The following is a 12,352-nucleotide window of genomic DNA, read 5'->3' on the forward strand; positions in this document are numbered from 1 at the left end:
TAACGGCGGCCTTGTTGCGGTAAACATCGGCGATAATGGGCAGTACAGTCGCGGCGATCCATCTTTGTCAGATGGCCGACCGTTTTCGCAAGACTTACTGACGTTGAGAACGCCAACTTGAGATGTGCAACCCAGCGGGTGGGCCTAACCGTTCACCCGCTCCACGCTGTTCACGGCGCGCTTGCCGCGCAGTTCTGCGATGATTGCATTCAGGTGCTGGAGATCCCAGACCGACAGATCGATGGTGATGTCGGTAAAGTCCTGGGTGCGCCGCTTCATTGAAATGTTATCGATGTTTCCGTCATGATCGGCGATCACCTGAGCGATCTGCGCGAACACCCCCGGCTCGTTGATCGACTTGAGCGCCAGCCGGGCGGGGAAGCGCTCACCGCCGAGCGCCTCGGTGTCCCAACGGACGTCGAGCCAGCGCTCCGGCTCGTTGTCGAAAGCGGCGAGCGCCGCGGACTGAATCGGATAGACGGTGACGCCGACCTCGGGGGTCAGGATGCCGACGATCCGGTCCCCCGGGACGGCGCCGCCATTCGGCGCGAACGTCACCGGCAGATCGCCGGCAAGGCCGCGGATCGGGATCGCGTCGCTGCGCCCCTCGGCCTCGCCGTCCTTGCCGTCGGCGCCCGGGAAGGTCAGCCGCATCGTCTGATCGGCGGAGCGCACGAGGCGGCCGGCACCGCCGGTCGGCCCCGGTGCGGCGGCCGGACGGCGCTCGTCGCGGTGGTCCGGATAGACGGCCCGGACCACGTCGCCCGAGAACATCTCGCCGCGCCCGACGGCGGCGAACACGTCCTCGGTGGTGGCGCGGGCGAGGCGTGGCAGGGCGCCGCGCAGCTTGTCCTCCGAGAAGGTCTTGGCGGCGCGCTCGAAGGCCCGATCCAGGATCTGACGGCCGAGACCGGCATATTGCCGGCGCACCGCAGCCCGGGTCGCCCGCCGGATCGCCGCCCGGGCCTTGCCGGTCACCACCAGGGATTCCCAGGCGGCCGGGGGCGAGGCGCCGTCCGAGCGCATGATCTCGACCTCGTCGCCGTTGGCGAGTTCGTGCAGCAACGGCGCCATCCGGCCGTTGATCTTGGCCCCGACCGCGGTGTTGCCGACATCGGTGTGGACCGCGTACGCGAAATCGATCGGCGTCGCGCCCCGCGGAAGGGCGATCAGACGGCCCTTGGGGGTGAAGCAGAACACTTGGTCCTGGAACAGCTCCAGCTTGGTGTGCTCCAGGAACTCCTCCGGGCTGTCGCCCTCGGCGAGCAGCTCGATGGTCCGGCGCAGCCACTGGTAGGCGCCGCTCTCGGCCGCCAGCTTCGGGTGGACGCTGCCTTCACCCTCGCGGCGCACCGTTTCCTTCCCGAATTCCTGGCCGAGTTCCTTGTAATGGGCATGCGCGGCGATGCCGTACTCGGCGATGTCGTCCATGGCGCGGGTGCGGATCTGCAACTCGACGCGCTGGCTCTTCGGCCCGATCACCGTGGTGTGGATCGAACGGTAATCGTTCTGCTTCGGGGTCGAGATGTAGTCCTTGTACCGCCCCGGGACCATCGGCCAACTGGTGTGGACGATGCCGAGCGCCGCGTAGCACGCCTGCACCGTATCGACGACGACCCGGAAGCCGAAGATGTCGGAGAGCTGCTCGAAGGCGACCGACTTGCGCTCCATCTTCGACCAGATCGAGAACGGCCGCTTCTGCCGGCCGTTGACCTCTGCGGTGATGCCCTGTGCGCCGAGCTTCTCGGTCAGCACCTGCGCGATGGTCTCGACCACGCTCTCGGATTTGGCGGTGAGCCGGGCGAGCCGCTGCGTGATGGTGGCGTAGACCTCCGGCTCGATGTTGCGGAAGGCCAGATCCTCCAACTCCTCGCGCAGCTCCTGCATGCCCATGCGGCCGGCGAGCGGCGCGTAGATGTCCAGCGTCTCCTGCGCGATGCGATGGCGCTTGTCCTCCCGCATGTGCTGGAGGGTGCGCATGTTGTGGAGGCGGTCGGCGAGCTTGACCAGCAGAACCCGCACGTCCGCGGCGACCGCCAGCAGCAGCTTGCGGAAGTTCTCGCCCTGGGCGGCCTGCTTGGAGACGAGATCGAGCCGCTTGAGCTTGGTCAGGCCGTCGACCAGCGCGCCGATCTCCGGCCCGAACAGGCGGCGGATCTCTTCGAGCGTCGCCTCGGTGTCCTCCACGGTGTCGTGCAGGACCGCGGCCACGATGGTGGCGTCGTCGAGGTGGAGATCCGTGAGGATCGCGGCGACTTCGAGCGGGTGGGCGAAGAACGGGTCGCCCGAGGCGCGCTTCTGCGTGCCGTGCGCCTGCATGGCGTACACGTAGGCGCGGTTCAGCAGCGCTTCGTCGGCGGTCGGGTTGTAGCGCTTGACCCGCTCGACGAGCTCGTACTGGCGCATCATCCGCCGGGACGGGGCGGGCTCCTGGGAGGTACGCGGGGTCGGGATCACGCGCGATTGTTCCGCAACCGCCGTCTCGGCGCCAGCCCCCTGTGGCGGGGACGTGCCGTTCGTCGCCGGGGCGGCCTCGGAACGAGAGAACCCGGCGTCTCCGCCGGGCTCGGTCGTGGTCAGGTCGTGCACGTCCAGGCCCACGTCTCCCGGCTCACTCGCCCTCGTCGTCGGTCTCGACCGGCGGGGCGAGGTTCTCGAGGCCGCGCAGCAGATCTTCCTCGCTCATGCGGTCGAATTGGGGAGCCGCATCGTCGCTGGAGGATTGCGGCGCCACCGCGGCGGCGGCCGGCGAGCTCGACAGCAGCGGCACGGTCTCGGCCTCCGGCTCGTCCACCTCGACGTATTTCTGCATCGAGTGGATCAGCTGCTCCTTGAGATCATCGGCCGTGATGGTCTCGTCGCCGATCTCGCGCAGGGCCACGACGGGGTTCTTGTCGCGGTCGCGGTCGATGGTCAGCGGGGCGCCGGCGGCCAGGAGGCGGGCGCGGTGGCTCGCCAGCAGAACGAGCTCGAACCGGTTCTCGACCTTCTCGATGCAATCTTCGACGGTGACGCGCGCCATGCGGGGCGGCTCCTTGGGCTTGAGCGACGGGTGATGTCGGGTATGGGCGCACCGTACACCGGATGCCGTTCTGCAACAAGCACAGCGGCTTGCGCAGGGCGCACGCCCGCCCGCGGGGCCACGGCATGGTGCGGCGCATTGTTGACACCTGCGGCAACGGGTGCGAGTCCGCCCGCCATTCCAGAGGTTCAGCCGACACGGGCGGCGCTCGCGCGCCGCGGAGCGATCAAGACCGATATGCGCGCACTCATCTTCCCCGGCCAGGGCAGCCAAGCGGTCGGCATGGCGCGGGACCTCGCGGCGGCCTTCCCGCAGGCGAAGGCCGTGCTCGACGAGGTCGATGCCGCCTTGGGCCAGAACCTGTCGCGCCTGATGTTCGAGGGTCCGGTCGAGGAATTGACCCTCACGACCAACGCCCAGCCGGCCCTGATGGCGGCGAGCCTCGCGGTGCTGCGGGTGCTGGAGGCCGAGCGCGGCCTGGACCTGACCCGCGACGTCGCGTGCGTGGCCGGCCATTCGCTGGGCGAATACGCGGCTCTGGCGGCCGCCGGCAGCCTGACGATCGCCGATGCCGCGAAACTCCTGCGGCTGCGCGGCGCGGCCATGCAGGAGGCGGTGGCGCCCGGTGTCGGAGCGATGGCGGCTTTGATCGGAACCGATCTCGAAGCAACTCGCGCTCTGGCCGAAGCGGCCGCCCGGGAAGCCGGCGGTGGCGCGGTCTGCGACGTGGCCAACGACAATGGCGGCGGACAGGTGGTTCTGTCGGGTGATCGGGCGGCGGTGGAGCGGGCCATCGGCCTCGCCGCCGGCCGCGGGATCAAGCGCGCCGTGCTGCTCAACGTCTCGGCCCCGTTCCATTGCCGGCTGATGGCCCCCGCCGCCGAGGCCATGGCCAGGGCGCTCGCCGCCGTGACGCTGAACGCCCCGCGGGTCACCCTCTATGCCAACGTGACGGCCGCGCCGGTCGCCGAGCCGGAGGCGATCCGCAAGGCCCTGGTGCAGCAGGTCACTGGCACGGTGCGCTGGCGCGAGAGCATCGCCGCCATGGCGGAAGCGGGCGTCGACGAATTCTATGAGCTGGGCGCCGGCAAGGTGCTCACCGGCCTCGTCAAGCGCATCGCCCCGCAAGCCACGGCCACCGCGATCGGCACGCCCACAGACGTCGCGGCCTTCGCGCTGTAACGGGTTTCCAAAGGGCCGAGCCCTTTGGCGGGGTGTCGGGGCGGAGCCCCGATATCGGGCTTTGCCCGGACCCAGCAGGGCTTGGCCCTGCACTTGGCCCTGCACCCGCAAAAGGCCACGGCCTTTCGAAACCGGACACCTATAGAGGAGCCCTGCATGTTCGATCTCACCGGCCGCAAGGCCCTCGTCACGGGGGCCACCGGCGGCCTCGGGCAGGCGATCGCCCGGTCGCTGCACGCGCAGGGCGCGCATGTCGCGCTCTCGGGCACCCGGCAGGCGGCCCTGGAGGCGCTGGCGGCCGAACTCGGCGAGCGCGCGAGCCCGGTGGTCGCCGACCTCGCCGACAAGGAGTCGGTCGAGGGCCTCGTCCCGGCCGCCGAGGCCGCGATCGGCCCCCTCGACATCCTCGTGAACAATGCCGGCATCACCCGGGACAACCTGTTCATGCGGATGAAGGACGAGGAGTGGGAGCAGGTGCTCGCCGTCAACCTCACCGCCGCCTTCCGCCTGTCGCGGGCGGCCGTGAAGGGCATGATGCGCCGCCGCTTCGGACGGATCGTCAATATCGGCTCGGTGGTGGGCTCGACCGGCAATCCCGGCCAGGGCAACTACGCCGCCGCCAAGGCCGGGCTCGTGGGCCTGACCAAGGCGCTCGCCGCCGAGGTCGCCTCGCGCGGGATCACGGTCAACTGCATCGCCCCCGGCTTCATCACCTCGCCGATGACCGATGCGCTGAACGAGAAGCAGCGCGAGGGCATCCTGACCCGGGTGCCGGCCGGGCGACTCGGCGAGGGCGCCGAGGTGGCGGCGGCCTGCCTCTACCTCGCCTCCGCGGAAGCCGGCTACGTCACCGGCCACACGCTGCACGTGAACGGCGGTATGGCGATGTACTAAGACCTTTATACTGGTCCTGGTCGCCTCCAAACCAAGGCGAATCAAGTGCTCCGGCACGCAAACGCCACACCGGTGAAGGGTTTCTGAACGGGCCCTCGCCAGGGCGGGAGCCCTGTGCTACCAACCCCCCGCAGCCGCGCAGGGGGTTGACGGTTCAGCGGGTTTTCAGTCCAAGGGCCTCCCGGTGGGGGCATCTCGGTGCACCTTGCCGGTTCACCGTCAGAAGCACGCGCAATCGGACACTGGCCGCTCAACAAGCCCGCAGGGGCGCGACGCGGCCAAGCACCACCCCGAGAAGACTGACAGACCTAAAAGGACGAGGACGGAAGACCGATGAGCGATATCGCTGAGCGCGTGAAGAAGATCGTGGTCGAGCATCTGGGCGTCGAGCCCGAGAAGGTGGTCGAGAGCGCCAACTTCATCGACGACCTCGGTGCCGACAGCCTCGACACGGTCGAGCTGGTGATGGCCTTCGAGGAAGAGTTCAACGTCGAGATCCCGGACGATGCGGCCGAGACCATCCAGACGGTCGGCGACGCCGTGAAGTTCCTGGAGAAGAACTCCGCCGCCTAAGAGCGGCTCACGAAACTCCCGGGCACCGGGAGTTCTCCCTCTGATCGCGACAGCGCAGCGGGCATTTCGTGAGAGACTCTCGGGCGCCGGGATTTTTCGGTTCACGCGGCGCGGGTGAGGCGAAACAGCCCCCGCGCCGTCATGCGTTTCAAGGCGCGCAGGCGTGATGCGTCCCATCGGGACCGAATCCGCCTCCGGCAGTTATAGACGATGCGCTCCGGCGGCGGCCCGGATGCGCCTCAAGACGGGACGAGTGCGATGCGGCGGGTGGTGGTCACGGGTCTGGGGATGGTCACGCCGCTGGGCAGCGGGGTGGCGCACACCTGGAGCCGGCTGATCGCGGGCGACAGCGGCGCCGGCCCGATCCGCGGCTTCGAATCCGCCGACCTGCCCTGCCGGATCGCCGCGCAGGTTCCGTTCGGCGACGGCACCGACGGCACCTTCAACCCCGACGCGGTGATGGAGCCCAAGGAGCAGCGCAAGGTCGATCCGTTCATCGTCTTCGCGATGGCGGCGGCCGACGAGGCGCTGAAGGATGCCGGCTGGGCGCCCAAGAGTCATGAGGACCAGTGCGCCACCGGCGTGCTGATCGGCTCCGGCATCGGCGGCATCGGCGGCATCTACGACGCCTCCGTGACCCTGCACGAGAAGGGCCCGCGCCGGATCTCGCCGTTCTTCATCCCGGGCCGGATCATCAACCTCGCCTCCGGCCAGGTCTCGATCGCCCACGGCCTCAAGGGCCCGAACAACGCCGTGGTGACGGCATGCTCCACGGGCGCCCACGCCATCGGCGACGCGAGCCGCCTGATCGGGCTGGGCGATGCCGACGTGATGGTGGCGGGCGGCGCCGAATCGCCGGTGAACCGCCTCTCGATCGCGGGCTTCTCCGCCTGCCGGGCCCTGACCACGGGCTTCAACGACACCCCGGAGAAGGCCTCCCGCCCCTACGACCGCGACCGCGACGGCTTCCTCATGGGCGAGGGCGCCGGCATCGTGGTGCTGGAGGAGTACGAGCACGCCAAGGCCCGCGGCGCGCGGATCTACGCCGAGGTCGTGGGCTACGGCCTCTCGGGCGACGCCTACCACATCACCTCCCCGTCCCCGGACGGAGACGGCGCCTTCCGCTGCATGAGCGCGGCGGTGAAGCGGGCCGGCATCTCCCCCGCCGAGATCGGCTACATCAACGCCCACGGCACCTCGACGCCCATGGGCGACGAGCTGGAGCTGAAGGCCGTGGAGCGCCTCCTGGGCGATGCCGCCGCGAACGCCACCATGTCGTCCACCAAGAGCTCGGTTGGCCACCTGCTGGGCGCCGCCGGCTCGGTTGAGGCGATCTTTTCGATCCTCGTCCTGCGCGACGGCGTGATCCCGCCGACGCTCAACCTCGACAACCCCTCGGTCCAGACCAAGATCGACCTGGTGCCGTTCGAGGCGAAGCGGAAGCAGGTGGATGTCGTGCTGTCGAATTCTTTCGGATTCGGTGGGACCAATGCGTCGCTGGTGATGCGGCGGGTCGCCTGAAAAAGCTTCCTGCAGAAGTCTAAAACTTAAAGGGCTCGATACAGCACCGGACTATTGTCTTCATGATCCTTCATGGATGGTGGGAGAGGCCCGTGCACATTAGCTCTGTCCTTATCTATGCCTGCTTGCAGAGGCCCTCAGATCGCGTCACTACATGGGCGAGGTTTTTGAGAGAAGACGTGGGGCGCGTGGGATAGCGTTCTCCCACGCGCCTTCTCAACCTGGGGGCCTGTGAAGCAGCCACGAAAGTGTACTTTGGAACGCCCTGCTATATCTCAGTTTTACATAATATAAAGTGACATGTTGTTTGAATAGCAGGATGAGGTGATTCTTCGTTGAAGATAAGGGCAGTATTTGTCTGTTCTTTACCATCCCCGCCGCTCCGCCTCCCCCGGCACCCGCCCCTGCGGCGTGAGCGTGTGCACCACCTCCGGCAGCGCCTGGGCGAGCTGCGACAGCAGCGTTTCGCGGTCCAGCCCGGTCTGGCTCTGGAGGGTGTCCACCGTGTCGGAGCCGAGCGCCCGGGCGAGCTGGTCCGGGGCCACCGGGCGGTTGGTGCCGTGGCCGATCCAGGACTCCATCACGTCGCCGAGGCCCCCCTGGCGGAACCGATCCACCAGCCCGTCCAGACCGCCGGTACCTCGTGACCGCAGTCGCACTCATCAAAAGGTTCGGTGTTCCAGGGCCACGCCCGCTTGCAAAGCCGAGACCGGCACGTATCCTCGCGCCATGGTGCTGGCCCGCGCATATCAGTTCCGCCAGGACGACCCGCGATCGGACCTTCGGGATCTGGATCGCGTCGCGCTGACGGCTGCCGTGGTCAGCGACGACGGGGACTCGCTGCCACCCGGGACGGAGGGCACCATCGTCAGCGTCTACCGCGACGGAGAGGCCTACGTCGTGGAGTTTCCCACGCCGCTCGGTGCCCTGGCCACGGTTCGGCCCAACGATCTGAAGCTCATCGAACGCGCGCCGATGTGACGACGGACGTCGCCGCCGTCGTCTGGACCGTCGAACGGCCCAAGATCGTCGGCTATCTGCTCAATGCCGCGCACACGGACGGCGCCTCCAAGGCGAAGTATCTTCTCGCGCTCGGCTATAAGGTCGAGACACCGGAGCAACTGGCCGACGATCTGGTGAGCCACGCCTTCGCCCATTGGCCGGGGCGCCGGGTGCTGCCCGCAATCGGGCGAGCGCGGTTGATCTTCGAAGGCCCTGTGCAGGCACCGGACGGCCGCTACGCGTCGCTGCGCAGCGTCTGGGAGGAGACCGCGCCCGGGCAGATGCGCTTTCTCACCGCCTATCCGTGGAAGCCCTGAGGGCTACCACCCCCGCCGCTCCGCCTCGCCCGGCACCCGCCCCTGCGGCGTGAGCGTGTGCACCACCTCCGGCAGCGCCTGGGCGAGCTGCGACAGCAGCGTTTCGCGGTCCAGCCCGGTCTGGCTCTGGAGGGTGTCCACCGTGTCGGAGCCGAGCGCCCGGGCGAGCTGGTCCGGGGCCACCGGGCGGTTGGTGCCGTGGCCGATCCAGGACTCCATCACGTCGCCGAGGCCCCCCTGGCGGAACCGGTCCACCAGCCCGTCGAGGCCGCCGAGATCCCCCTGCCCCGCCGGCGCGGCGCGGCTCGGGGCCGGGGCGCCGCCGGGGCCGTCGAGCATGCCGGACAAATCCGAGAAATCGCCGGGTGGCAGGGACGGGTCGGCGCTGCGCTCCGGGCCGCTGTCGCGGCGGCCGCCATACTGGTCCCAGCCGCCGATATCGCCGCTGTCGTCGGGCCGGCGTCCGCCGGCATCGGCGGGGTGCTGGCCGGGATCGCGCCCGTAGGGTCCGGCGCCGCCGGAGCGATCGGCCTCGGGGCCGGGCTCACCCTGGCGCCCGCCCCCAAAGATGTCGCCGAAGCCGCCGTTCGCGCCCTTGGCGAGCAACAGCATCAGCAGAGCCTTCACCAGGGGCGACATCCCGCCGGCGCCGCCCTTCTGGCCGCCGAATACCTGTCCGAGCACGCCGCCGATCGCCGATTCGAGCAGTCCCATGCGCCCCTCCCCCGGAGCCCGCTGCGGGCCCGGGGGAACAACCGCTCAGGAGCAGGGTCGGTTGCCTGGCGCGGGCCGCATCGGAGGGGTTCGAAGTCTGTCGGGCAACGCCGCCGCTCGGACTCGCGCGGCTCGTCGGCCGCCTCGATGGCCGACGATGGGCACATATCGATGTCTGCGAGGCGGGACGGGCCCCCTCTCCCGTGCGGGAGAGAATTGGGGTGCGGGAGGAGAACGGTCAGGATCGGGCGCAACATCGATGCGTGTGCCGATCGCGCATCGTTCGGACGGACCTGATCCCTCACCCTGTCCCTCTCCCGCTCGGGAGAGGGGACCCGCGCCTTAGCCCGCGGTCGCGTCGCCGCCCGCCGCATGTGAACACGCAAACCTCAATGGCGGAGGTGCGGAGAAGGGCGGACGTCCTCTCGTTAGCGGGTCGGGCTGGTCAGGGACGCCTGCGCGGTGCCGTGGGCGGTGGTGGCGTCGGCGGGCTCGGACAGCGGCATCGTCGCGGCGGCGAGCGCCAGGGCGGTCAGGAACAGGCCGGTGGCGGCGGCGCCCGCCCGGGGGCGCGGCAGACGGAGGGCGGCGCGGCGCGGACGGCGATCGGTCATCGACATGGTGGCCTCGTCGAAAGGGTGGGCCCCGGGCCCGTATGACCATGCAACGCCGGTCGGGGGCGGACCGGTTCCCGAGGCTTTCAGCGCCGAGCGACGAGGCGGCGTCCGAGCGCCCCGAGGGCGCATCCGGCGCAGTAGGGCGGCAGGATCAGGGCGGCGCCCTCCAGCCAAAGCCCCGGCAGACCGGGCACGAGGGCGGCCAGCGCCGCCGCCGCCAGGAGGCCCGCGGCCACGAACAGGCCGAGCGGCACGGCGGTGCGGTCCGGCCAGCCCGCGAGCGCCCCGACCACGAGGCCGAGCCCCCCCGCCCCGGCGAGTCCGGGCCAGAATCCGGCAAGCAGCAACATCACGGCCGGTGGGCCTCCCAATGGGCGCGGCACGCGTCGGGGCGCGTCCCGGCCGGCGGGCGCGCGGCGGAGCGACGGGGCCTCACGGCAGCAGCGCGAAGGTAACGGGGCCGGCGGGCGTATCCGCCCCGGCGCTCACCTGATCCGGCCGGGCGCCGGCCTGAAGCAGATACTCGACCACGGCCTGGGCGCGCAGCCGGGGCAGGTCCTGCGGCGGCTCGTCGGCGGTCGCCTCGGGTTTTTTGGGACTCGGCTTGGAACTCGGCTTGGGACTTGGCTTGCCGCTTTTGGCGGCCTCCTTGATCGCGTCCTTGCCGGATCCCTTGGCATCGGGCTTGGCCTGCGCCCCGGCATCGTGCGCTTTGGCGTCGTGCTTGGCCTCCGGCTTCGGATCCGCCTTCGCGTCCGCCTTGCCGGGGACCTCCGCCTTGGCCGCGCTGGCGACGCGGGTCGGCTCGGCTTCGGGCGGCGCGGCCGGAGGGGCGCCCTCCCCCGGGCCCGCGGCCGGTGTCGGCACGGCCTTCGCCGGATCGGCGGGGCCCGAGACGGTCAGGCGCACGCTGGGACAGGCCTTGGCCAGGGCCGCCAGGGCGTCGAGGGTCGGATAGAAGGTCGGGCCCGGCGCGGCGCTGCCCGCCGGGAAGCGCAGATCCGCCCCGGTGGCGGCGGCGGCGAAATCGGCGCGGCAGGTCGCCGGGTCGCGCCGCTCCGCCGGCTGCCGGGCCGAGACCGTGGCCTTCCCGGTCCAGCCCGGGGGCAGCGCCTCGGCGAGCCGGTCGGGCGCGCGGGCCGCGACCTCGCGGTAGAGGCTCTCGCCGGTCAGGGTCAGCGTCCGGTCCGAGACGCTGGCCTCCCCGGCGGCGAGGCTCACCACCAGCGGCGCCGCGGCGGCCAGCGCCGCCCCGAGATTCGGTGGCGCGCCGTCGGCGAGGCGCGTGCGGTCGAGGATCGGCTCGCGGAACAGGCGCGGCCGCAGGACATCGAGCACCCGATCCCGGGTGGCGGCATCCGGGACATGCCCGGTGAGCGTCACCGCCTCCGGCGTCCGGCGGATCGCCACCCGGTACGGCGAGAGCGGCCGCGCCGTCAGGGTGACCCGCCCGGCCGAGACGCCGGCGGGGCGGGCATCGCGCATCAGCGCCTCGGCGTCGGGGATCGCCTGCGCGTCCATGGCGTCGCCGCTGACCGAGATCGCGCCGTCCGTGAAGGTGACGCGGCCGGTCTGGATCAGCGCGGCGAGCCGGAACATGAAGCCGATCAGGGTTTTCGAATCGATCGCCGGGTCGAGCCCCCGGGCGGTCACCAGCCGATCGTCCACGGCCGCGCCGGGGGTCTCCTGAGCCACCTCCTGAGCGGCGCGCCGGGCGGCCTCGCGATCGGCCGTGGAGGGGATGAAGCCGTCGAGCGCGATTCCGCCGGTGGCCTTCTCGACCGTGAAGCGATACTGCGCCACCCGCGGCGGCAGGATCTCGACGCGGCCGATGCTGAACCCCGCCGGCGGATCCGACAGGGCGGCCCGCAGCGCCTCGTAGGCCGGCACGTCGAGGGCTTCGCCCGAGAGGCTGAGCACGGTGTCGCTGAGCGCGGCCCGTCCGCCCGCCGCCAACCCGGAGAGCCGCGCCGCCAGGAAGGCCGCCGCGCTCGGAAAATCCGGCGGCGCCCCCCGGGCGGCCCGGGCGGTATCGTCGAGGCTGGTGCCGGGGCCGAGCATCCCGGTGACCCGCGCCTCCAGCGCCCGCCGCCCGACCTCCACCGGGCGGCTGCCCTCCAGGGCGACCCGGTCCGGGCCCAGGCGGATCGCCGCCCACTGGAACGGCGCGGCGGTCTCGACCAGGCCGACGCCCGAGACGATGCGCCGGGGCCCGTCCAGGACGGCGAGGCGGAACAGGGTGGCGGCGCGGGCGCCCGCGTCCGGCGCCTCGCCGGCCGCCACGAGGTCGCGGCCCTCGACGGCGAGCCGCAGCCAGGGCTCGCCCGTGTCGGTGGCCGTATTGGCCGCCACGGCTGCCCCCTCGGCTTCGAGCCGCTCGGCGATGCGCGGGCCGGCATAGAGCGTCGCGCTCGCCCAGATCAGCGCGAGCGCCGGCAGGCCGGCGAGCCAGCCGATGCGGCGCAAGCCTCGGGCGAAAGGATGGGGCACGGGCACGCAGGGGAGTTGAT

Annotated in this window: 12 protein-coding genes and 1 pseudogene; 6 read left to right on the forward strand and 7 right to left on the reverse strand. The window is 71.0% G+C overall.

The window, feature by feature from the left end; genetic code table 11:
* Nucleotides 1–144 precede the first annotated feature (144 nt).
* Both OXS27_RS01545 and rpoZ read right to left on the reverse strand, forming a co-directional pair.
* Entirely contained in the window at nucleotides 145–2,409 is a 2,265-nt protein-coding gene (locus tag OXS27_RS01545) for a bifunctional (p)ppGpp synthetase/guanosine-3',5'-bis(diphosphate) 3'-pyrophosphohydrolase (protein ID WP_243926004.1), read from the reverse strand.
* Between the two features lie 202 nt (nucleotides 2,410–2,611).
* Entirely contained in the window at nucleotides 2,612–3,022 is a 411-nt protein-coding gene (rpoZ, locus tag OXS27_RS01550) for a DNA-directed RNA polymerase subunit omega (protein WP_243925795.1), read from the reverse strand.
* A gap of 237 nt (nucleotides 3,023–3,259) precedes the next feature.
* Between rpoZ and fabD the strand changes: the two genes are divergently transcribed.
* From fabD to fabF, 4 genes are all read left to right on the forward strand, one after another.
* On the forward strand, nucleotides 3,260–4,204 hold the full coding sequence (gene fabD / locus OXS27_RS01555) for an ACP S-malonyltransferase (protein WP_267353793.1): 945 nt from the start codon (nucleotides 3,260–3,262) through the stop codon (nucleotides 4,202–4,204).
* Nucleotides 4,205–4,360: 156 nt separating this feature from the next.
* Nucleotides 4,361–5,098, forward strand: a complete 738-nt coding sequence (gene fabG, locus OXS27_RS01560; RefSeq protein ID WP_243925792.1) for a 3-oxoacyl-[acyl-carrier-protein] reductase — start codon at nucleotides 4,361–4,363, stop codon at nucleotides 5,096–5,098.
* Nucleotides 5,099–5,431: 333 nt separating this feature from the next.
* Nucleotides 5,432–5,671 (forward strand): acyl carrier protein, encoded by a 240-nt coding sequence (locus OXS27_RS01565; RefSeq protein ID WP_007559070.1) that lies wholly within the window; start codon nucleotides 5,432–5,434, stop codon nucleotides 5,669–5,671.
* 258 nt (nucleotides 5,672–5,929) lie between these two features.
* Nucleotides 5,930–7,192, forward strand: a complete 1,263-nt coding sequence (fabF, locus tag OXS27_RS01570) for a beta-ketoacyl-ACP synthase II (protein ID WP_243925790.1) — start codon at nucleotides 5,930–5,932, stop codon at nucleotides 7,190–7,192.
* A 365-nt stretch (nucleotides 7,193–7,557) separates the two neighbouring features.
* Here the strand turns inward: fabF and OXS27_RS01575 are convergent.
* Nucleotides 7,558–7,827 (reverse strand): annotated as a pseudogene (locus OXS27_RS01575) (YidB family protein); the annotation flags it as partial.
* A gap of 94 nt (nucleotides 7,828–7,921) precedes the next feature.
* Between OXS27_RS01575 and OXS27_RS01580 the strand changes: the two are divergent.
* Together OXS27_RS01580 and OXS27_RS01585 are read left to right on the forward strand one after the other, a co-directional pair.
* The gene (locus tag OXS27_RS01580) at nucleotides 7,922–8,173 is read left to right on the forward strand and encodes a DUF4926 domain-containing protein (RefSeq protein ID WP_267353813.1); all 252 of its coding nucleotides are present in this window, start codon (nucleotides 7,922–7,924) and stop codon (nucleotides 8,171–8,173) included.
* Nucleotides 8,170–8,511: a DUF6883 domain-containing protein gene (locus OXS27_RS01585; RefSeq protein WP_267353814.1), complete on the forward strand. Its 342-nt coding sequence runs from the start codon at nucleotides 8,170–8,172 to the stop codon at nucleotides 8,509–8,511. Before OXS27_RS01580 ends, OXS27_RS01585 begins: the two co-directional genes overlap by 4 nt.
* Nucleotides 8,512–8,514: 3 nt before the next feature.
* Here OXS27_RS01585 and OXS27_RS01590 read toward each other — a convergent pair whose 3' ends face one another.
* The 4 genes from OXS27_RS01590 to OXS27_RS01605 form a co-directional block, all read right to left on the reverse strand.
* A complete protein-coding gene (locus OXS27_RS01590) occupies nucleotides 8,515–9,225 on the reverse strand; it encodes a YidB family protein (protein WP_267353815.1) in 711 nt (236 codons plus the stop codon).
* A gap of 428 nt (nucleotides 9,226–9,653) precedes the next feature.
* On the reverse strand, nucleotides 9,654–9,845 hold the full coding sequence (locus OXS27_RS01595; protein ID WP_243925782.1) for a hypothetical protein: 192 nt from the start codon (nucleotides 9,843–9,845) through the stop codon (nucleotides 9,654–9,656).
* Between the two features lie 80 nt (nucleotides 9,846–9,925).
* A complete protein-coding gene (locus tag OXS27_RS01600) occupies nucleotides 9,926–10,195 on the reverse strand; it encodes a hypothetical protein (RefSeq protein ID WP_267353816.1) in 270 nt (89 codons plus the stop codon).
* 79 nt (nucleotides 10,196–10,274) lie between these two features.
* The gene (locus OXS27_RS01605; protein WP_267353817.1) at nucleotides 10,275–12,338 is read right to left on the reverse strand and encodes a hypothetical protein; all 2,064 of its coding nucleotides are present in this window, start codon (nucleotides 12,336–12,338) and stop codon (nucleotides 10,275–10,277) included.
* Nucleotides 12,339–12,352 lie beyond the last annotated feature (14 nt).

The organism is Methylobacterium sp. GC_Met_3, assembly GCF_026540775.1.
Lineage (GTDB): Bacteria > Pseudomonadota > Alphaproteobacteria > Rhizobiales > Beijerinckiaceae > Methylobacterium.

What these genes read in the sequence shown, in the direction of transcription:
- OXS27_RS01545 (WP_243926004.1), bottom strand. Translation starts at nt 2,409, where the DNA reads ATGATGCGCCAGTACGAGCTCGTCGAGCGGGTCAAGCGCTACAACCCG.
- rpoZ (WP_243925795.1), bottom strand. Translation starts at nt 3,022, where the DNA reads ATGGCGCGCGTCACCGTCGAAGATTGCATCGAGAAGGTCGAGAACCGG.
- fabD (WP_267353793.1), top strand. Translation starts at nt 3,260, where the DNA reads ATGCGCGCACTCATCTTCCCCGGCCAGGGCAGCCAAGCGGTCGGCATG.
- fabG (WP_243925792.1), top strand. Translation starts at nt 4,361, where the DNA reads ATGTTCGATCTCACCGGCCGCAAGGCCCTCGTCACGGGGGCCACCGGC.
- OXS27_RS01565 (WP_007559070.1), top strand. Translation starts at nt 5,432, where the DNA reads ATGAGCGATATCGCTGAGCGCGTGAAGAAGATCGTGGTCGAGCATCTG.
- fabF (WP_243925790.1), top strand. Translation starts at nt 5,930, where the DNA reads ATGCGGCGGGTGGTGGTCACGGGTCTGGGGATGGTCACGCCGCTGGGC.
- OXS27_RS01580 (WP_267353813.1), top strand. Translation starts at nt 7,922, where the DNA reads ATGGTGCTGGCCCGCGCATATCAGTTCCGCCAGGACGACCCGCGATCG.
- OXS27_RS01590 (WP_267353815.1), bottom strand. Translation starts at nt 9,225, where the DNA reads ATGGGACTGCTCGAATCGGCGATCGGCGGCGTGCTCGGACAGGTATTC.
- OXS27_RS01595 (WP_243925782.1), bottom strand. Translation starts at nt 9,845, where the DNA reads ATGTCGATGACCGATCGCCGTCCGCGCCGCGCCGCCCTCCGTCTGCCG.